Source organism: Paludibaculum fermentans (genome assembly GCF_051172195.1).
Classification (GTDB): Bacteria; Acidobacteriota; Terriglobia; order Bryobacterales; family Bryobacteraceae; genus Paludibaculum; species Paludibaculum fermentans_A.
Genome location: NZ_JBPJAQ010000001.1, coordinates 4060968 through 4080749, shown reverse-complemented (window position 1 = coordinate 4080749; position 19782 = coordinate 4060968). Strand labels below are relative to the sequence as shown.

Annotated in this window: 15 protein-coding genes and 1 pseudogene; 4 read left to right on the top strand and 12 right to left on the bottom strand. The window is 64.3% G+C overall.

The features are described from left to right. Positions 1–57 precede the first annotated feature (57 nt). Positions 58–1488, top strand: a complete 1431-nt coding sequence (locus ACR9Y2_RS16535) for a glycoside hydrolase family 140 protein (protein WP_435042545.1) — start codon at positions 58–60, stop codon at positions 1486–1488. Positions 1489–1529: 41 nt separating this feature from the next. Here ACR9Y2_RS16535 and ACR9Y2_RS16530 read toward each other — a convergent pair. Both ACR9Y2_RS16530 and ACR9Y2_RS16525 read right to left on the bottom strand, forming a co-directional pair. Next, positions 1530–2624: pseudogene (locus tag ACR9Y2_RS16530) on the bottom strand (PepSY-associated TM helix domain-containing protein); the annotation flags it as partial. A gap of 2 nt (positions 2625–2626) precedes the next feature. Further along, positions 2627–5302 carry a TonB-dependent receptor gene (locus tag ACR9Y2_RS16525; protein ID WP_435042543.1) on the bottom strand — a complete coding sequence of 892 codons (2676 nt, stop codon included), beginning with the start codon at positions 5300–5302 and terminating at the stop codon, positions 2627–2629. Between the two features lie 237 nt (positions 5303–5539). Between ACR9Y2_RS16525 and dgoD the strand changes: the two genes are divergently transcribed. The 3 genes from dgoD to ACR9Y2_RS16510 all read left to right on the top strand — a co-directional run bounded on the left by dgoD (position 5540) and on the right by ACR9Y2_RS16510 (position 9490). Beyond that, complete coding sequence (gene dgoD, locus ACR9Y2_RS16520; RefSeq protein ID WP_435042541.1) at positions 5540–6721, top strand: galactonate dehydratase; 1182 nt, start codon at positions 5540–5542, stop codon at positions 6719–6721. An 85-nt stretch (positions 6722–6806) separates the two neighbouring features. Next, positions 6807–8024, top strand: coding sequence for a Gfo/Idh/MocA family protein (locus ACR9Y2_RS16515; protein ID WP_435042539.1), 1218 nt, complete (start codon positions 6807–6809; stop codon positions 8022–8024). Between the two features lie 47 nt (positions 8025–8071). Further along, on the top strand, positions 8072–9490 hold the full coding sequence (locus tag ACR9Y2_RS16510) for a hypothetical protein (RefSeq protein ID WP_435042537.1): 1419 nt from the start codon (positions 8072–8074) through the stop codon (positions 9488–9490). Positions 9491–9494: 4 nt separating this feature from the next. On the opposite strand, the gene ACR9Y2_RS16505 is transcribed toward ACR9Y2_RS16510, so the two are convergent. Genes ACR9Y2_RS16505 through ACR9Y2_RS16460 form a run of 10 tightly spaced genes read right to left on the bottom strand, consistent with a single transcriptional unit; the run spans position 9495 to position 19771 of the window. After that, positions 9495–10718: a hypothetical protein gene (locus ACR9Y2_RS16505; protein WP_435042535.1), complete on the bottom strand. Its 1224-nt coding sequence runs from the start codon at positions 10716–10718 to the stop codon at positions 9495–9497. 52 nt (positions 10719–10770) lie between these two features. Further along, on the bottom strand, positions 10771–13161 hold the full coding sequence (locus ACR9Y2_RS16500) for a heavy metal translocating P-type ATPase (protein WP_435042533.1): 2391 nt from the start codon (positions 13159–13161) through the stop codon (positions 10771–10773). Beyond that, entirely contained in the window at positions 13161–13337 is a 177-nt protein-coding gene (locus ACR9Y2_RS16495; RefSeq protein ID WP_435042531.1) for a hypothetical protein, read from the bottom strand. Before ACR9Y2_RS16495 ends, ACR9Y2_RS16500 begins: the two co-directional genes overlap by 1 nt. After that, positions 13334–14671, bottom strand: coding sequence for a 4Fe-4S dicluster domain-containing protein (locus tag ACR9Y2_RS16490; protein WP_435042529.1), 1338 nt, complete (start codon positions 14669–14671; stop codon positions 13334–13336). Before ACR9Y2_RS16490 ends, ACR9Y2_RS16495 begins: the two co-directional genes overlap by 4 nt. Continuing rightward, positions 14658–15353 carry a sulfite exporter TauE/SafE family protein gene (locus tag ACR9Y2_RS16485; RefSeq protein ID WP_435042527.1) on the bottom strand — a complete coding sequence of 232 codons (696 nt, stop codon included), beginning with the start codon at positions 15351–15353 and terminating at the stop codon, positions 14658–14660. Before ACR9Y2_RS16485 ends, ACR9Y2_RS16490 begins: the two co-directional genes overlap by 14 nt. Next, positions 15350–17284 (bottom strand): FAD-dependent oxidoreductase, encoded by a 1935-nt coding sequence (locus tag ACR9Y2_RS16480; RefSeq protein ID WP_435042525.1) that lies wholly within the window; start codon positions 17282–17284, stop codon positions 15350–15352. The genes ACR9Y2_RS16485 and ACR9Y2_RS16480 overlap by 4 nt, the downstream gene beginning before the upstream one ends. A gap of 6 nt (positions 17285–17290) precedes the next feature. Further along, complete coding sequence (locus tag ACR9Y2_RS16475) at positions 17291–17593, bottom strand: hypothetical protein (protein WP_321472308.1); 303 nt, start codon at positions 17591–17593, stop codon at positions 17291–17293. Next, positions 17590–17766 carry a cbb3-type cytochrome oxidase assembly protein gene (locus ACR9Y2_RS16470; protein ID WP_435042522.1) on the bottom strand — a complete coding sequence of 59 codons (177 nt, stop codon included), beginning with the start codon at positions 17764–17766 and terminating at the stop codon, positions 17590–17592. Before ACR9Y2_RS16470 ends, ACR9Y2_RS16475 begins: the two co-directional genes overlap by 4 nt. A gap of 9 nt (positions 17767–17775) precedes the next feature. Continuing rightward, positions 17776–18345, bottom strand: coding sequence for a cbb3-type cytochrome c oxidase subunit II (locus ACR9Y2_RS16465; RefSeq protein ID WP_435042521.1), 570 nt, complete (start codon positions 18343–18345; stop codon positions 17776–17778). A 19-nt stretch (positions 18346–18364) separates the two neighbouring features. Next, the gene (locus tag ACR9Y2_RS16460; RefSeq protein WP_435042519.1) at positions 18365–19771 is read right to left on the bottom strand and encodes a cbb3-type cytochrome c oxidase subunit I; all 1407 of its coding nucleotides are present in this window, start codon (positions 19769–19771) and stop codon (positions 18365–18367) included. Between the last annotated feature and the right edge of the window lie 11 nt (positions 19772–19782).

Sequence of the window (19782 nt, the reverse complement as noted above, 5' to 3'; positions counted from 1 at the left end):
GTTTCAGAGAAAGCGAAGGAAGGATTGATATGATGGCCGCCGAGAGAGTTATACGATATGCGTTTCATAGCAATCCTGATGGTGATGAATTTGACGGCAGCGCTATCGGCCGCGGCGCCCAGAAAAGGTTTGCCGCGCCTGAAAGTGAGCGAGAACAAGCGCTTCCTGGTGACGGAGGACGGGCATCCGTATTTCTATTTGGCCGACACGGCATGGGAGCTTTTCCATCGCCTGGATCGTGAGCAGGCGGTGCGCTACCTGGACGTGCGGGCGCAGCAGAAGTTCACTGCGATCCAGGCGGTGGCGCTGGCGGAAGAGTATGGCATCACGGAGCCCAATGCATATGGGAAATTGCCGCTGATCGATACCGACCCTTTGAAACCGGCAGTGACACCTGGGAACAAGCCGGGTGATCCGAAGCAGTATGACTACTGGGATCACGTCGACTACATTGTCGACCAGGCCAATGCACGGGGGATGTACATCGCGCTGCTGCCGACGTGGGGCAGTTGGACGCGGGAGGGCGGGACTCGGGACCATGCCTATATCACGCCGCAGAATGCGCAGGGGTATGGCGAGTTCCTGGGGAAGCGGTATGGGCAGAAGGGCATCATCTGGGTGTTGGGCGGGGACCGGAATCCGGCCGGGGTGGAGGCGACGTGGCGGGCGCTGGCGAAAGGGATCGCGATTGGGGTGAGCGGCAAGGAGGACTACGACGCGGTGCTGATGACATTCCATCCACGGGGCGGACAGACTTCGTCGACGGAGTTCCATAACGACCAGTGGCTGGACTTCAACATGCAGCAGGACGGGCACGGGATTCCCGGAGTCGCGAAGTCGTGGGAGAAGGTGGCGGCGGACTACAACCGGACGCCGGTGAAGCCGGTGCTGGATGGGGAGCCGCTGTATGAGGATCATCCGCTGGCGTTCCGGGCCAAGGAGTTTGGGTATTCGCTGGACGCGCATGTGCGGCAATACGCTTACTGGGACACGTTCTCGGGGGCCTGCGGGCACACGTATGGGAACCATGCGATCTGGCAGTTTTTCCAACCGGGCCGGAAGAGGGTAAATGGTCCCCTGATGTATTGGGAGCAAGCGGTGCTGCGGCCCGGCGGGGCGCAGATGCAGTATGTCCGGACGTTGCTGGAGTCGCGTCCGTATCTTTCGCGGGTGCCGGACCAGTCGCTGCTGGTGGATGCACTGGAAGGGGCGGATCACATTGCGGCGACTCGGGGCGACGGGTATGCGATGTTCTACAGCGCGCAGGGGCGGAAGCTCAAGGTCCGGATGGGCAAGATTTCGGGCACGAGCGTGAAGGCGTGGTGGTACAACCCGCGCAATGGCTCGGCCGAGGATGCGGGCACGGTTCAGAACAGCGGGGAAGCGGAGTTCGTGCCGCCGTCGGAAGGCTTCAGCAGCGACTGGGTGCTGGTGCTGGACGATGCCTCGAAGGGCTTCGCGGCGCCGGGCACGACTACGGCGCGCTGACGGGCCGAGACGAGTTTGCGCCGCAGGACGCGGTTCGACCACATCACGACACCGGTGACGAAGAGCAGGGCCGGCGTGAGCCCGAGGAGTGTCCAGAGGATCCGGACAGGCAGTCCGCCGACCAGGCCGAAGTGGAGTGGCACGATCCAGCGGATGATTTCGTCTCCGGCGGAGGCGCTGAGGCCGCGGCGCCAGGTGCCGAGGTGGGCTCCGGATGAACGGTCGAAGTAGAGGTAGTCGCAGTTCTGCTTTGTGCCGGGTTCGTTCCGCGCCATGAAGACGATGTAGGTGGAGCGCTTGCCGGCGGGCAGTTGCAGTCCGAAGAAATGGCTTTGGGGGGCGAGGCGGGCCGCCTCGGCGACCATTGTTTCCAGGTTGGGCTTGGTTTTGGCGGGGGCCGGCCTGGATTCGGGTATGGCCAGGGAACTCACTGGCGATAGGCGGTTAATGAAGGCGTTGACCTGCTGGGAGAAGCCGAAGTAGGCGCCAGTGAGGGCCCACATGGCGAGGACGGCGGCGGTCCAGAAACCGGCGGCGGAGTGCAGGTCGAAGTTGACACGGCGCCAGTTGCGGCGGAAGTCGATGGTGAGGGCGGTGGTCCAGCGGCTCATGCCCGGCCACCAGACGAAGAGACCGGAGAGGCAGAGCAGGAAGAGGAGGAGGCCGCCGACCGAGTTCACGGTGCGCCCGGTGCGGCCGGAGAAGAGGTTGAAGTGGAGATCCTGCAGCCAGCGGACTAGCGAAGTGGATGGAGTGGTGGAGCCGACCAGTTCACCGGTGACGGGGTGGAAATAGGCGTGCAGGACTTCGTCGCCCTGCTTCATGTAGACGACGGGGGTGGGGCGATCCGCGGTGGGGGCGTAGAGAGCTGTGGGCTGGCGTTCCGGGAAGGCACGGCGGGCGGCGGTGAACAACTGGGAGGCGGACGCCGGTGATCCCTCATGCGGCTGGACGTGTTGAATCCCGGGATGGAGCCAGCCTTCGAGTTCGTCGGCGAAGACCAGCGTGGAGCCGGTGATGCCCATGGCGAGCATGTAGAGACCGAAGCCCAGGCCCACCCAGAGGTGGACCTGGAACAGTACCTTGCGCAGGACGGATTGGCGGGGCTGATGCAACAACCGGTTGAACGCGCTCATGACTAGAAGATGAAGCGGACACCCACTTGCAACTGACGGGCGGGGTCGCTGTTGGCAAGGCCGGCCACGGGCTGGAGGAAGGTGGCCAGGGGGAGCGCTGTGTCACCGTAGGTCGCGTTGACCTTCAGGTAGTTGGAGCGGTTGAGCAGGTTGGTGCCTTCGACGCGCAGTTCCGCGCGGACTCTTTCCGTGATGGAGATGCGCTTGAGGAGGGAGACGTCGACGGTGTTCTGGTAGGGGGCTCGATAGCTGTTGCGGCCCAGGCCGACAGGCCGGTCGAGCACGTTGCCGTCGCCGTTGTTGTCGACGCCGGTGAGCGGGTTGACGGGCAGCCCGGAGGCGGCGATGAGGAAGGCGCTGAGCTGAAAGCCGTGAGGCAGTTCGTAGATGCCCTGGGCGGTGAAGCGGTGGCGCTGGAAGTAGTCGTTGGGGCCGCGTTCGTCGATGCCGCGATTGCTCCAGTCGGAGGGCACGCCTGTGTTGGCTCCGCCGGTGAAGAAGACGTAGGTGATGGAGGAGCTGTAGAGGTAGTGGGCGTTCATCTGGAAGCGGCGGGTGAAGCGCTTGGAGAGTTGGGCGTCGAAGGCGGTGTAGCGGCTGCTGCCGGTGTTCTCAAAGACGCCGACGGTGCGGACCGGGATGCCCTCGTAGGTGGCGTAAGGCCGGGTGGCGTCGGCGGCCGCGGCAGTGCGGCGCTGTCCGGCGGCGGTACGGAGGAACTGGGTGGGCGCGTTGATGTCGAGCACACGTTGCTGTTTGCGGCTGAGCATGTGGCTGACGTTCATGGAGAGGGTCCAGTCGCGGCCGAGCACCTGCTGCAGGCCGAAGGAGAACTGGCCGGTGTAGGGGTTCAGGCGGTTCCCGGGGAAGACGGCGAGGGCGCGGCGGTCACCGGCGCCGGTGGGCGGGGCGGTGAGGGAATTGGGGAATGTGGGGAAGCCAGCCACGCCGTAAGGGAGGGTGTAAGTGGCCTGTTGCGACGCGGGCCCCTGCTGCAAGGCTCCGCGGACGACCTGGAGGAACATCTGGTCGTAGTAGAGGCCGGCTCCGCCACGGACGACGGTGCGGCCGGTACCGAAGACATCCCAGGCGAAGCCGAAGCGAGGGGCGACGTTGTTGAGGTCGCCGGTGGTGGATTGGTAGTCGTAGCGCAGGCCGAGGTTGAGGGTGATGCGGGGACGGAGGCGCCAGTCGTCCTGGACGAAGGCGGAGGCGAGGGTGTCGCCGTAGCGGACGGGTGCGCCGCCGAAGGTCTGTGTGAACTGGACGGGCGTCTCACCGGGGCGCGGGGCTCCGGCGGCCATGCGGTAGCTGCCGTGCAGGCTGGTGGAGATATCGCGGAACTTATTGCGGATGAAGTCGCCGCCCAGGCGGAGCTGGTGGCGGCCGAGCTGCCAGGTGTAGAGGTCGTTGGCCTGCCAGGTGAGGACGCGCGAATCGAAGTAGTCGGAGAGGCCTTCGGTGGAATAGGACGGGCGGACGATCTGGGTCTGGGGATTGAGTGCGTAGTAAGAGAGGGGCACGCTCTTGGAGGAGCCGATGCGGAGTTCGTTGACGCGGGTGGGCGACATGATCCAGCGATGGGTGGCCTGGAAGCCGTAGTTCTGGCCGGAGTCGCGACGGGCGGCGCTGGGCTGGACGAAGCCGCCGACGGCATCGTTGGAATTGTCGCCGACGGAGCTATGGGCATTGAGGCGGAGGTAGACCGACTGGGTGTCGCTTAAACGCTTATCCATATTGACGAGGCCGAACCACTGTTTCTGATGGCCGGGGTAGAAGGTGGGCGCGGGGGACTGGATGAAGGCGCCGCGAGTCTGCTGGTTACCTTCGACACTGGCAAAGATGTGAAAGGTGGGGGTGACGGGTCCACCGGCGGCGGCGCCCCACATATGGCGTTCGTTGGGCAGGCGGAAGGTGGAGACGGGGGGCGCGGCCTGGATGCCGCTGGGGCGGAGGAAGTAGAAGGACTCGCCATGCCAGGCATCGCCGCCGGTGCGGGTGATGGCGGAGATGACGCCGGCGCTGGAGCGGCCGTACTCGGCGCTGTACTGGTTCACGAGGACCTTATACTCAGCGACGGAGGCGATGGAGAGAACCTGCTGGGGGCCGTTGCCGAGAGCGGGTTCGTAGTTGGAGAGGCCATCCATCTGGTATTGGGTGAAGCGGAAGAGCTGGCCGTTGATGGTGAGGCGGGTGCCGTAGATGCCGTCGGTGCCGAGGGAGCCGGTGTTGCGGACGCGCGGGTCGAGCATGGCGAAGCGGTTGATGTCGCGGATGGAGGAAGGCAGTTCGGAAAGAGTGCGGGTATCGATGGCGGTGGAGATTTCGGGGTTCGTGTTGACGAGCGGGCTGGAGTCGAGCACGGTGACGGTCTGGCGGAGCGGGTCGATTGCGAGCTCGATGTCGAGAGGCGTGGCGGTGTCAGCGACAGAAGTGGAAGTGGACTGAAAACCGTCGGCGGAGATGAGCAAACGGCAAGTGGGTGTCACCTGGGGGAGGGTGAAGGCGCCGCGCTCGTCGGTGGAGGTGGAAGCACCGGAGCATTCGGCAGTGACTTTGGCGGCGGAAACTCCGAGTCCGCCCCGGAGGTGAACGACGCCGTGCACCTCTGCGGATTGGGCGGGGAGCAATATGGGGAGGAGCAAAAGGGTGTAGACACACTTCGCCTGTGCGTTCATGACGGGCTCTCTTTCTTGCCAGCGGGCTTCAGGCCGGGTGTCGCGGGTCCGAGCCGGACTGAAGTTGGTATTCGCAACTCACTTGCAAAGAATCAGTATAGACAATTCCGCATCAAATGAAAATAGGCCTTTCTTCGGGTTACCGGTGCCTGGGCGCCGCTCAGCGAGTGATAGTGAGTTGCGTGGGGTGGAGTGGGGACCGCACTGGGGCGTGGGTTCACGTACAATTTAGGACGCATGATTATCGAACGCATTGATACGGCCCAGGTTGCTCCCAGGTGGGGGCTGCTGCGCGTGGTGACGAAGGATGGCGCCGAGGGATTTGGCGAGTACACGGTGGAGGGGCAGATTGGCAGCGCCGAGGCGGCGGTGCGGCAGTTTGCCGAAGAATTTACAGGGCGGGACGCAGGCGAGATCAAGCGGTTGATCCGCGGGGCGTACGACCGGAACTTCTACCACGGCGGCGCTCATTATATGAGTGCGCTGGGCGGGATCGAGATCGCGCTATGGGACCTGGCGGGCAAGGCGGTGGGCCAGCCGATTCACAAGCTGCTGGGCGGCAAGGTACGCGACCGGGTGAAGGTCTACCGGTGGGCTGGGGGCAACAATAACGCTCCGGGGGCGGCGGCAGAAGAAGCGGCAAAGGTGGTGGCGGAAGGGGCACGGGCGATCAAGATGAATGCCTGCCCGCCGCTGGCCGCGATTGATACTTACGGCGGGATCCGGGCGGCGGTGGCGCGCGCGGAGGCGGTGAGGGAGGCGGTGGGGCCGGAGGTGGAGATCGCTTTCGATTTCCACGGGCGCTGCAACGTGCCGATGGCGCGGAAGCTGGCCAAGGAACTGGAGTTCGCCAAGCCGTTGTTCTATGAGGAACCGGTGCGGCCGGACTACAACCGCTGGCTGCCGGAGGTTGCGGGCATCACGCATGTGCCGATCGCGACGGGCGAGCGGATGTGTACGGTGGCGGAATTCAGCGATGTGGTGGCGGCACGCGGCGCGCACATCCTGCAGCCGGATGTCGTGCATATTGGGGGGATTTCGAATACCGCGGAGGTGGGGGCGCTGGCGGAGGCGAATGGGATCGCGCTGGCTCCGCACTGTCCGCTGTCGCCGATTGCGTTCATGGCGTGCCTGCATGTGGTGGTGCAATGCCGGGCGGGGTGGATTCTGGAGTGGTCGAAGGGGATTCACTACAACGCTAGTGGGGCGACGGGCGAAGTGGATCCATGGCTGCGGTATCTGGACGAGCGCGACTGGCCGATGTTTGAGGTGGATGCGGACGGACACCTGACGGTGCCGGAGGGTCCGGGGCTGGGGATCCGGGTGAATTGGGCGGAGGTAGAGAAGGCAGCTAAGACGAAGGTGGCGTGGCGCGATGAGTTGATGTACCTGCCGGACGGGACCGTTTCGAACTGGTAGGGCCGGTGGGGATGCAGGGCCGTGGACGTTGCGCCGCGGCCTGCTGCTTGACACCGCGCAGCCGGATGGATAGGGTTTGGACCATATGAACCGCCGGCTCTTTCTCGCGACAGCCTTGTCATCATCTCGGATATTCGGGGCGAATGATCTTTTACGAATTGGCTTTATCGGACTGGGCGGGCGGGCGCGCTGGCTGCTGGAGAACGAGAAGTTTCCGGGCGCGGAGATTGTCGCGATGGCGGATTGTTTCCTGCCGCAGTGCGACAAGGCGGCGGCGCTGAAGCCGGAGTTCGCACAGGTTGCGAAGTATCAGGACTACCGGAAGCTGCTGGAGCAAGAGAAGCTGGACGCGGTCTTCATTGAGACTACGACGCATGCGCGGGCATTGATTGCGCTGCAGGCGATGCAGTTGGGGTTAGACGTGTATGCGGAGAAGCCGCTGACGTTGACGGTGGAAGAGGGACAACTGTTGGTGCGGGCGGTGGAGCGGTACAAACGGGTGCTGCAGACGGGTACGCAGCAGCGGTCGATTCCGATCAACGCGTGGGCCAGCAAGTTCATTAGGGAGGGCGGCTTGGGGAAGGTGCGGGAGGTGATCGCCTGCAACTTCGAGCCGCCGAAGGCGTGGACGGCGCGTCCTGAGCAGCCAGTGCCCGCCGGACTGGATTGGGATCTATGGTGCAACCAGACCGAACTGCGGCCATTTCATGAAGAGCTGCGCGGGCGGTGGGCGTGGTATTGGGATTACGACGGCGGCGGGCAGAGCTGGGGCGTGAGCGGATGGGGTACGCATGCGCTGGACCAGGTGCAGTGCGCGCTGGGCACGGATACGACGGGGCCGGTGGAGATCTGGCTGGAAGGCGAGGGCGAACGGCCGGCGGTGATGATGAAGTACGCGTCGGGGACGGTATTGAAGATGAACGGGAAGCCGCGGCCCGATCATTCTGATTTGGGTGCGATCTTTGTGGGCGAGAAAGGGACGCTGGAGATCAAGCGCGGGACGCTGGTGGCGGATCCGGGGCTATTGAAGGACGCGCCGCCCGATACGGTGGAAGGGCCGGGCGAGAACAGCTTCCATATCGCCAATTTCTTTGATTGCATCCGGACGCGGAAGCAGCCCAACGCGTGGGTGGAGGCGGGGCACCGGTCGACCAGCGTGTGCCATCTCACGAATGTGTGCAGGGAGTTGGGCCGGAAGCTGAAGTGGGATCCGCTGAAGGAGCAGTTCGTTGACGACGCGGAGGCTTCGCGGAAGCTGGCGCGGCCGAGGCGAAAGGGCTACGAATTGCCGAAGAACGTCTAGCGTGGGAGGCTGCTGCCGGCGCGAACGGCGCGCTACACTAGCACACTATGCGCAGTGCGGGACCGAAAGCATTAGCCCGCCGTCACGAGGAGTTGCTGTTCCAGAGGGCCTATCCGGGGTCTGAAAAGGAAGCACTTGCGGCGGACCGGCAATTGTCGCAAATCGCGGGGCAGGTGGAGGCGTTGCGAGCCAGCGGGCGGGACCTGACGCCGCTGGAGGAGTACGACACCTGCGGGATTGCCGGATCGGGCATCACAGCGGTCTTCAGCTATGGAGTGGCGCGGCATCTATTGAGGGCGCACGGCGACGCGGTGGATATCGAGTGGGACGCGTATGACTGCCGGGACCCGCTGGGTCGGCTGCTGCCACAGTTGCTGCCGCTGTCGGCGGAGGATGCGCTGGTGGAGGCGCATGTCCCGTACCGCGATTGGGTGCATGCGGCGGCGGGGACGCGATCGGACCTGGCCTGGTTAGTGGAGGCGATTGAGGCGCGGTGGCGGGGGTCGCGGCAGCGGGCGGAGCGGTATGACGCGCTGCAGTTGCCGCTGCGCTGGAATTTCGGGGTATCCACGGCGACGCGGACGTTGATGCGGCTGCCGGGGCGTGAGTTGTTCCTGCACACTGAGCCGTATCTGACACGGAAGGATGTGTCGTTGGATGCGATTCCGAAGCTGCCGGCGCTGGCTGTGCGGAAGCTGCCGCGGGCTTTGGGGGCGGTGATGCTGGCGCTGGCGCGCGACACGTCGGCGGTGCGGTACCGGGAGTTGCATGGATTCACCTGGGGCGATCCGCGGCATGTGTACGAGATCGACGGCGGGCGCGGGCTGAAGTTCTATTTCTCGAGCGTGCTGCCGGCTCACAGGCTGCCGCTGCGGGCGTGCCATTCGATGTCGCTGTGGAAGAACGGCGTGCCTGTGGGGTATTTCGAGGGGCTGTCGTTGTTTGAGCGGATGGAGGCGGGGTTCAACCTCTACTACACGTTCCGGGCGGGTGAGACGGCTTACCTGTATACGAAGGTGCTGCAGGCGTGCCACCAGATGCTGGGTGTGACGACGTTCGTGCTGGACCCGTACCAGGTGGGGCACGAGAATCCGGAAGGTTTGGAGTCGGGGGCGTTCTGGTTTTACCGAAAGCTGGGGTATCGATCGACGGATGCGGCGATTGGGGCTTTGATCGCGAAGGAAGAGGCCCGGATCAAGAGAGATGCGCGGTACCGGACTCCGGTGGAGACGCTGAAGCGGCTGGTGGCGGCTGCGATGGTGTATGAGCTGCCCGGGCATGAGGCGGGGGATTGGGATCAGTTCCAACTGCGGCGCATGGGGCTGAGGACGGCGGATGGCACGGCGCCGAAGCTGCCGCGGGCACTGGAGAAGGCCAAGGCGGCTCCGGAGGAGATCCGGTATCTGGAGCTGATGCGGAAAGAGCCACAGTTCCGGCAGCAGGTTCTCGATCTGGGACGGCCGTGACGGGCTAGCGCTTTTTGAGGCCGGTGCCGTTGTTGAGCCAGAGGTCGAGGCGCGGGGTTTGCCAGGTGTACGGCTTGTTGAGGATGTCGAGGTCGCCGTCGTTGTCGAAGTCGCCGAGCTTGCCCTCGTGCCAGCCGTCTCCGGTTTTGAAGACAGTGACCTCGAAGCCGCCCTTGCCGTCGCCGTAGAGGATCCAGGCTCGCGCGTCGCGGTTGTCCGATTCGATGGGCTGATTGCTCCACTTGGCCATCTCGGCGGCGAAGATGTCGAGCTTGCCGTCGCCGTTGATATCGCCGATGTCGAGGGTATGGCCGTGGACCATGTCGCGGGGGAGGAGGGTACGGCTGCTCCAGGAATCTGTCTGGGCGGGGTTGCCGTGGCACTCGTAGATTTTGAGGGGGCCGCTGCCGTCGCCGGGGGCGATGACGACCTGCGGCGTCTTGCCGCGCATGAACTTGCCGGCCCGGATGCGCCCGCCGATATTGCCGATGCGGATGGGGAGGAACTTCCCTGCCCCCTGGTATTTGAACCAATAGTTGCCGGCGAGGATGTCGGGATGGCCGTCACCATCGATATCGGCCGCGTCGACACCTTCTGCGTAGGCTGCGGCGTTGGCTCCTCCCTCACCTGCCAGACCGGAGTAGACGGTCTCAAGGATCCAGGGGCCGCTGTCGCGCGGGTTGTTGGGGATTTCGGCGAGGAAGAGGGTCTTGGCCTTCTGGTTCCAGAAGATGAGCTGGGCGCGGCCGGTGCCTTTGATGTCGGCGAAGATCTGGTCGTGGTGCTGGTTGGCTCCGCTGTCCTTGATGATGTGGCGTTTCCAGGAGACGTCGGGATCGAACGCGGGCGCGGGATTCTCCCACCACCAGACCTGGCGGCCCTGGTAGTCGGCTCCGAAGACGAGGTCGAGATCACCATCACCATCGATGTCGTAGGCTGCGCCGCCCGCTTCGACGGGGAGGAACTCGCTTTCGAGGACGTAGCGGGTCCAGCCTTGCGGGGTGTGGCGGAACCAGGTGAGGGCGGGGGCGGTTTTGCGGCAACTGATGACGAAGTCGGTGCCGGCCTGGGGATCGATGCGGACGGGCAGGGCTCCGGTTTGCTCAATGGAGGGACCGGGCACGGGAAGCTCGCCAAGACGACTGGTGAGGCGCTGCCACTGGATGGTGGGGGCGGCGGCCCAGAGGGCCATGGGGAGAAGGAGCGCAAGGCGCAGTGGGTGGGACATGGCTCTCGTGTCCTGATGCTATGCCCGGGCGGGCGGGCGGAGCAAGTGAGGGTCAGTCGTGAGCGATGGCGTTGCGGAGGCGGAACGAGTTACCGATGACGCAGAGGCTGGAGAGGACCATGGCTGCGGCGGCGAGGATGGGGTTGAGGACTCCAGTGATGGCGAGGGTGATGCCGGCGGCGTTGTAGAAGAAGGCCCAGAAGAGGTTCTGGCGGACGACGCGGAGCGTGGCGCGGGCGATTTCGAAGACGACGGAGAGATGGGCGAGGGAGTTGGACATGAGGACGACGGGGGCGGCCTGCATGGCGAGGTCGGCTCCTGAGCCGAGGGCGATGCCGAGGTCGGCGGCGGCGAGGGCTGGTGCGTCGTTGACGCCATCGCCGATCATGGCGACTTTGCGGCCCTGGGCTTTCATTTCGTCGATGAGGGCCTTCTTGCCGTCGGGAAGGACGGCTCCGCGGAAGCTGCCGGCTCCGATGGCGGAGGCGACCCATTGGGTGGTTTCCACGGCGTCACCGGAGAGCAGCAGGGTGGCGATGTTGTGCTGCTGGAGATTGAGGAGGGTCTCGCGGGCATCGGCACGAATACGGTCGCCGAAGGCGATGGCGGCGGTGACCTGGTTGTTTTCGGAGACGAAGGCTACGGTGGCTCCGGTGGCTTCCCAGTGTTGGGCGAAATGGTTGAGGACGTCGGGGATGCACTGGCTGGCGATGAGGGCACGATTGCCGATGGAGAGAGCTTGGCCATGGACCTGACCGCTGATGCCGTGGCCCTTGTGGACTTGGACCTGTGTCGCGGTGGGCAGTGGAGCAGGACCGGCGCGGCGGACGACGGCGCGAGCCAGAGGGTGTTCGGAGAGAGTTTCGAGGGCGGCCAGGGGACCGAAGGGGAGGTTGGCCGGCAGGCAGTCGAGGACATTGAAGTCGCCTTCGGTGACGGTGCCGGTTTTGTCGAGGACGAGGACGTCGATGTTGCCGATTTGTTCGAGGACGGCAGCGTCGCGGATGAGGATGCCGCGGCGGGAGGCGGCTCCGACGGCGGCGGTGATGGCGAGGGGTGTGGCGATGCCGAGGGCGCAGGGGCAGGCGATGACGAGGACGGCGATAGCGCGCATGAGGGCGTCGGAGAGGGTGGCGCCGGCCAGCAGCCAGCCGGTGAGGGTCATGAGGGCGATGGCGATGGTGACGGGCACGAAGACGCGGGCGACCTTATCGACGGTGCGTTCAATGGGAGCGCGGCTGGCCATGGCCTGTTCCACGGAGCGGATGATGTGGTGGAGGGTGCTGTCGCCGGCGGTGCGGAGAGCGCGGATGCGGAGGACGCTTCCGCCGTTGAGGCTGCCGGCGATGACGTTCACGCCGGGCGTCTTGGGACGGGGCGCGGACTCGCCGGTGAGGATGGATTCGTCGACATCGGACTCACCATCGACGACGGTGCCATCGGCGGGGATGCGTTCGCCGGCTTTGACGACGAAGAGGGAGCCGGGCTGGAGGGCTTCGATGGAGACGAAGGATTCGCGGCCCTCGTTGAAGATTCGGGCCTTGCTGGGCATCATGCGGTAGAGGGCGGTGATGGCCTGGGTGGTGCGCTCTTTGGCTCCGCGTTCAAGGAGTTTGCCGAGCAGGACCAAGGTGATGATGGCGCAGGCGGTGTCGAAGTAGAAGTGGCGGCCGCCGGCGACGGCCTGTGCGCAACTGTAGCCGAAGGCGGCGAGGATGCCGAGGGCGAGGAGGGCCTCCATGCGGAGGGTGAACGCCCTGAGGCCGAGGAAGGCGACACGGAGGATGGGCCAGGCGGAGTAGAAGACGGCGGGCAGGGTGAGGCCGGCCAGGGCGAGGGGCACGATGCGGCGCGCGGCGTCGGAGATGTTCTCCCAGTAGCTGGCGTAGATCACCAGGCTGAGGAGCATGACGTTCATCCAGAGGAAGGCGGCGATGCCGATGCGGAGGAGGAGGTCGCGTTTTTCGCCGCGGTCGCGATCAGTCTCTCCGGAGTATTCGGAGGCGTTGTAGCCGAGGGCCTGGACGCGGCTGGTGATGCGGCCGGGCGGCAGGTATTGCGGGCAGTAGCGGACCTTTAGCAGGTCGGAGGCAAAGAGGACGTTGGCGGAGACGATGCCGTGTTCGGAAGCGAGGGCGTGCTCGATGAGCCAGCCGCAGGAGGAGCACCAGAGGCCCGAGAGCTGGTAGGTGGATTCGCGGGTTTCGGCGCCCTCGGGAATCTCGACGCGGGCGGCCTGGCTATTCGAGATGAGGCCGAGGCGGAGGCTTTCGCGGTAGACCTCACTGCTGCGGAAGTCCTCACCGCGGGCGATGACTCCGCTCTCGGCGAGGATCGTATAGACGTTGAGACAGCCCTGGCAGCAGAAGGCGCGGTGAGTGCCGGCGACCTGGAGGCTGAGCGGCTGCGGGCCTGCTGGGAGGCCGCAGAGATCGCAGTTCATCAGCGGGCCGAGCCATGCCCGCCGGAGCGGTAGTTGCCGTGGTCATCGAGGATGACGGGGTCGACCTGGCGGGAGATGAGATAGGCGCCGATGAGGATCCCGATGAAGAGGACGACGATGAAGCCGAGGAACTTGGATAGAAAAGGCCAGGCGGAACGAGTTGGTTTCGGGGTCACTGGGACTTCTTCTCCTGTGGCATGAGGAAGGTTTCTTCGAACACCTCTGGATCCTTTTCGCCGGTGGAGGCGAGGATCCGGAAGCGGTTCACTTCGTTGGCTCCGGCAAAGGGCCGGACAGCGACCTCGAACTGACGGTCGATAGTCTCGCCGGCCTTGAGGGGCACGGGGCTGGGTTGCAGGGTGAGGGCGCCGGAAGGCAGGCCTTCGAGCCAGAAGGCGACGCTGGCGTCGCTGGAGCCACGGTTGGACAGCTTGACGCGGAAGGTGTTGTAGACGGTACCGTCGCTGCCGAGGCGGAACATGCTGGTGCGGACGGGCTGGAGTTGCACAAGGATGGTGCGACGCATGGAGAGCGCGACGTAGAGCCCGGAGAGGTAGAAGAGGGTGACGAGTAGGACGACGACACGTTTGGAGTCGCGGATGCCGAGTTTGCGATACCAGGCGGTTTCGTTCTCGACGACGTTGCCGGTTTCGCCCCAGGTGTAGTGGATGAGGCCCGGTTTACCGAGCTTGCCGAGGATGTCGGCGCAGGAGTCGATGCATTCGCCGCAATGGACGCATTCGATCTGGTAGGGCGATTTGCGGATGTCGATGCCCATCAGGCAGTCGCGCACGCACTTCTTGCATTCGATGCATTCCTGGTTCTCGTCGCGATAGGTAACGAGGAGGGTATTGCCGTCGCCGAGCATGCCCTGGAGGTAGCCGTAGGGGCAGACGGTGGTGCAGAAGCGTTGGCGGAGCAGGGTGAAGTCGAGGAAGGTGATGAGGGTGACGACGGCTCCGGAGATGCCGCCGGCGGTGTGCATGTCGAGGCTAGCCAGGCGGCGGATGAGATCGGAGGGCGTAACGAAGTACGAGATGAAGATGAAGGACAGGAAGACGCTGGCCAAGCCGACGGCGGCGTAGAAGAGGCCGCGTGCGAGGAGGTTGCGGCGAGCGGCGGGCCATTTGATGAGGTACTTGGTGACCTTGCGTTTGATCCACGATTCGGTTTCGAGGCTGGCTTCACTGAAGATCATCTGCGGGCACATATAGCCGCAGTAGATGCGCCCATAGACCACCGAGGATACGACGATGACGAACATCAGGAACATGAGCGCGAAGAAGATGATGCCGAATTCACTGATGAGGAGTTCGTAACCGGCGAAGTAGAAGCGCTGACGGGGGATGTCGAAGCGCATCACGTTGAAGAACGGCAGCAGGACGAAGATGAGGAAGCAGGTGAGGTGAACGAGTTTGCGGACCCGGTGATAGTGGGGCCGCGGAGGCGGCGGATTGGTATTGTGGCCGCAGGATTTGGTCGGCCGGCTTGAGGTTTCAGGAGTGGCCATGGCAGTTGCCCATCGACATTGCAGGACCGGGCATGAGGCCTCGCCACAGCAGGAAGACGCCCATGATGACCATGCTGATGGCGGGGAGGAGGAGGTTCCAGCGGCCCAGGCGCGCTCCGATGCTGGTGGAGAAGAGGCCGATGGCGAGCAGGCAGCCGGCGGTGCCGAGGCCGAAAGCGGCCATGGACAAAGCACCGTGGAGCGCGGATCCAGTGGCGGCCGCCTGGAGGACGGCGGCATAGAGGAGGCCGCAGGGCAGGAAGCCCATGATGGCTCCCAGGGCGAGCCGGGCGAGGGGCCGAGGGGAGCGGAAGAGCGGGCCGAGGAAGCGATTGAAGTAGCGGCTGATGCCGAAGCGTTCGATGCGGACGAGGCCGGACCTGGGGATGAGCGGAGACATGAGGATGCCGGCGAGGATCATGAGGGCGCCGGCGACGAGGGCCGTTGTGCGTTCGAAGCCGGCGAGGCGGCCGAGCAGTCCGACAGCGTTGCCGGCAGTTCCGGCAAGGGCGCCGAGCAGGGCGTAAGTCAGGATACGGCCGGCGTTGTAAAGCACATGAGACGCCGGCCGTCCTCCCCCCGAAAGTGAATAAGACAGGACGATGGGACCGCACATCTGCGAGCAGTGGAGGCTGGAGACGATTCCGAAGCCAAGGGGCACTGCCAGGTCGAGGGGGTTCATCTTGTGTACAGGATCTTCGAGTTCTGCACAGGTACGGAGACGCACTCGCGGTAGAACTCAAAGTGCTTCATCGTGATGGCGTGTGTGGGACAGCGGCTGGCACACATGGCACAGCGGATGCAGGTGGTTTCATCCTTCATCATTACGCCGCCCAGGGCGTCGAGATCCTCGGCGGGCAGGTCTTTGACCTTCTCCGGCGGGACGAGCAGGGCATCGGCGGCCATTTCCAGATAGTTGGGATCGGAGATGAGCTGGCTGAGGCCGACGAGGCGGATGAGGTTTTCCGGACAGACATCGACGCAGCCGTTGCAGGCGACGCAGATGGAGGTGTCGAAGATGGTGTTGACGTTGCAGCGCAGGCAGCGGGCGGCCTGATGGCGCGCCTCCTGCTCGGGGTAAACCTCCTCCACGATCTCCATCGAGGAGGCGCGCCTGCTGCTTTCGAGCGCAGGCGGATTGGCGCGCTCGAAGCGTTGCCAGCCTTCCGCCATGGCGTAAGTGGCCGGCTTCCAATTCTTTCGCAGGGCAATATCGGTGCGGGTGCCACGGAGGAAGTCGTGCATGGACCGGGCAGCGATCTGGGCCGAGGCGATGGCATCGATAAAGAGACGCGGGCCGTGGGCGATATCGCCGCAGGCGAAGACATCGGGGGCCGTGGTCTGGTAGGTTTCGCGGTTCACCTTAATGAGGCCGCGGTCGCTCTCGACGCCGTCTTCGGGCGCGAGGAACGAGAGATCGGAGGTCTGGCCAATGGCAAAGAGGACGGTGTCGACGGGGATGTCCTCGACCTGAGCTTCATCGAAGGTTGGGCTGAAGCGCCCCTCGGCATTGAAGACCGAGGTGCAGGTGACGACGCGGAGTGCGGTGACGCGGCCGTTCTCGCTGAGCACTTCGCGGGGGCCGCGGCTGTTGTGGAGGCGGATGCCTTCCTCGGCGCCTTCTTCGACTTCGATCTCGTCGGCGGGCATTTCGGCGCGGGACTCCAGGCAGACGACGTGAACTTCTTTGTCGCCGCTCATGCGGAGGGCGGAGCGGGCCACGTCGTAGGCGACCTGTTCGCCACGCTCCATTTCAGCGAGGGCCTCGCCCTTCTGCATAGCTTCGAAGGGGCGGACGGCGGAACGGGCGACATCGTAGGCTACGTTGCCGCCACCGATGACGACGATGCGTTTGCCGAGCGGGAGAGGAGTGCCGGCGTTGAAGGCGCGGAGGAAGTCCATGCCGTCGTAGACGCCTTCGGTTTCCCCGCCGGGGAGTTGGAGGCGGCGGCCCTTAGGCAGGCCGATGCCGAGGAAGATGGAGCGGAAGCCATCCTGGCGGAGGCTCTGGATGGTGAAGTCGCGGCCGAGCCGCATATTGCACTTCAGGTCGACGCCGAGCGAGAGGATGGCCTGGATCTCGTGGCGCACGAGGTCGCGTGGCAGGCGAAAGATGGGGACGCCGACGGTGAGCATGCCGCCGGGTTCGGAGTCGGCTTCAAAGACAGTGACCTTGTAGCCGATCTGGGCGAGGTCGTGGGCGACGGTGAGGCCGGAGACGCCAGCGCCGACGACAGCGATGCGTTCGTAATCGCCGCGGTTGGGCGGCAGCATGGCTTTGTTGCAGGCATCCCGGTGCATGGCGTAGTCGCCGGTTTCGGGACCGAACTGCGTGGTGACGAAGCGTTTGAGGGCGCGAATGGCCACGGGTTCATCGAGGTCGCCGCGGCGGCAGTTGGCTTCGCAGGGGGCGCCACAAACGCGTCCGCAAATGGACGCGAACGGGTTGGTGGCGCGGGCGATGCGATAACCGTCTTCGTAGCGGCCCTCCGCGATGGCATTGACGTAGCCGCACGCGTCGGTGTGCACGGGGCAGGCATGGCGGCATTTCACCATCTCCACCCAGTAGTCAGTCGGGTCAGGAACCCGAATCTGGTAGAAGCCGTTGTTCATACCAACTTACTCGTGGTGATCGGACTTGCGAATGGCGAAGAGCACGACCGTGACGACGAAGATCAGCGCCAGGGCGGCGACGAAATACATCAGGCCGTCGGCCGAGGTGGTGGCCTGATTCATCTTCTGGACAAGCGGACCGCGGTCTTCGTGATTGACCTCGCCGTTCATGAAGAAGATGAAGTAGGACACGCAGCCGAGGCCGATGATGGGGAAGGCGACCTTGAGGAAGCCGGGCACTTCGGTGCCCTGGCGTTCCGTAATCCAGCCGCCGGCGTATTCCTTGAGCTCGTTCTTCTTATCACTCATTTGCGAACCTCCGGCTGTTCGTCGTCGTGGAGCATTCTGTACTTGGGCTCTTCGGTGTTTCCGCTGAGATAGCCGTGTTTGAGCGACTTCACGAAGAAGTAGAGCGCACCGCCGGCCAGCAGGGCGAAGAGGAAGTATGAGAAGTAGATGCTGGGATAGACGTAATCTCTCATATCGCGCCTCTATTTCTCGAAGTCGTTGTCAGGCCGCCAGTTCTTGGAACGGCCGAGGGTTTGGAGGTAGGCGGTGAGGGCGCGCAGTTCCTCGGGATTCTCGGCGATCCAGGGGAAGGGCGGCATGATGGAACCTGGCACGAGGTCGCGGGGATTGCGGAAGTGGGTGCGATGCCACTGGCTGTCGTACTTGCCGCCGACGCGGGAGATGTCGGGGCCGGTGCGTTTGGTGCCGAACATGTGGGGCGTGTCGTAGACGAACTCGTCGGGGGTGGAGATGGGCGAGTCGACGCCCTTCCAGCCGGAGCGTTTGGTGTCGGCGAGGAGGGTGCGGGTCTGTTGGGTGTGGCAGTACCAGCAGCCTTCGCGCACGTAGACGGCGCGGCCCTTGAGCTCGACTTCGGTATAGGGTTTGAGCTTGCCCGTGGGGCCCTTGGCGGGATCGGTGTTCTCGAACGCCTTGCCCCAGGTCTTGTCGACCAGCGGCGGAACGATGGTGGTGAGAGTGCCGCCGATGAAGAAGAAGACTAGCGCGGCGCCGATGGCGAAGCCGAAATTGGAATCCGCTTTTCTTAGCATATTCGTTGCTCCTTGCGGACTAAGCGGCCGCGGGCCGGTCCTTCGCCCCGAGGATGGTTGCCATGATGTTGTAGCCGAAGCTGACGATGCCGAGGAACATGAGGATGCCGGAGAAGAACCGGACAATCCAGACAGGCTTCAGCGCGATGACGGTGTCGATGAAGGGAATGGAGGGGTTGTTCCACTGCCAGCCCTGCCAGAAGCCGCCGAGCCACAGGGTGACGAAGAAGCCGAGGCCGCCGAACATGAGGAACCAGAAGCTCCAGTTGGCTAGCGCCTCGGAGAAGATGGTGGTCTTAAAGACCCTGGGGATCATCTGGTAGCAACCGGCGATGGCGAAGAAGCTGAAGGCCCCGAGGACGGCCATGTGGGCGTGACCGGGGATCCAATCGGTCTTGGAGACGATGGCATTCACAGTACGCAGGCTGTGCATGGGTCCCTGGAAGCAGGTGAGCAGGTAGAAGACGACGCCCGACATAAGGAATTTCAGGGGGACGTTGTCCTTGAGCTGATGCCACTGGCCCTTCATGGTGGCGAAGAAGTTGTAGACCACGGCCCAGACCGGGATGAGGAGCATGACGGAGAAGGCGATGGAGATGGTCTGCAGCCACTGGGAGATGGGTCCGTGGAGCATGTGGTGGGCGCCGGTCCAGACATAGACGAAGGCCAGCGACCAGAACCCGATCATGGAGAGCTTGTGGCTGTAGAGCGGTGTATTGGAAGCCTTCGGAATGAAGTAGTAGGCGATGGCGAGGCCGACGGGCGTGAAGATGAGGCCCACGGCGTTGTGGACGTACATCCAGTTGAGGTTGGCCTGGTTGGTGCCGGTGGCGAAGAGGACGGCGAAGTTGCCCGTGAGGTAGACGAAGGCGGTCCAGAGGATGGTGCCCATGATGTACCAGATGGAGACGTACATCTGGTCGTACTTGCGGGAGGCGACCGTCATGAAGATATTCACGCCGAACATGATCCAGGCCACGACGACGGCGACGTCGAGCGGCAGGGGCAGTTCCGCGTACTCCAGGCCCTGGGTCCAGCCCATGAGGAGGGAAACGACCGCCCCCAGGATGATGGCGTTCCAGAGTATGGCGGTAGCGATGCCGAGCTTCTCGCTCCACAGTTTAACGGCACAGAGCCGGGGCACCATGAAGAACGAGAGGCCCATATCGGCGGCCAGCAGCCAGCCGAACAGCATGCCGTTGACGTGCAGCGGGCGCAGGCGGCCGTAGGTGAGGTATTGCACCGTCCCCAACAGGCTGGGCCAGACGAACTTGGCTGCAATGGTGACGGCGATGATCCCGACGATGAAGAAGTAGGCGATGGAACTGATCAGGAACCATTTGGCCGTTGTGTCGTCGTGCACCAGGGCGGGCCCGGAGGCCGCCGAGGAGCGCGTATCGACGCTCTTATTGATTTCCTCAGGCATTGATACTCCTC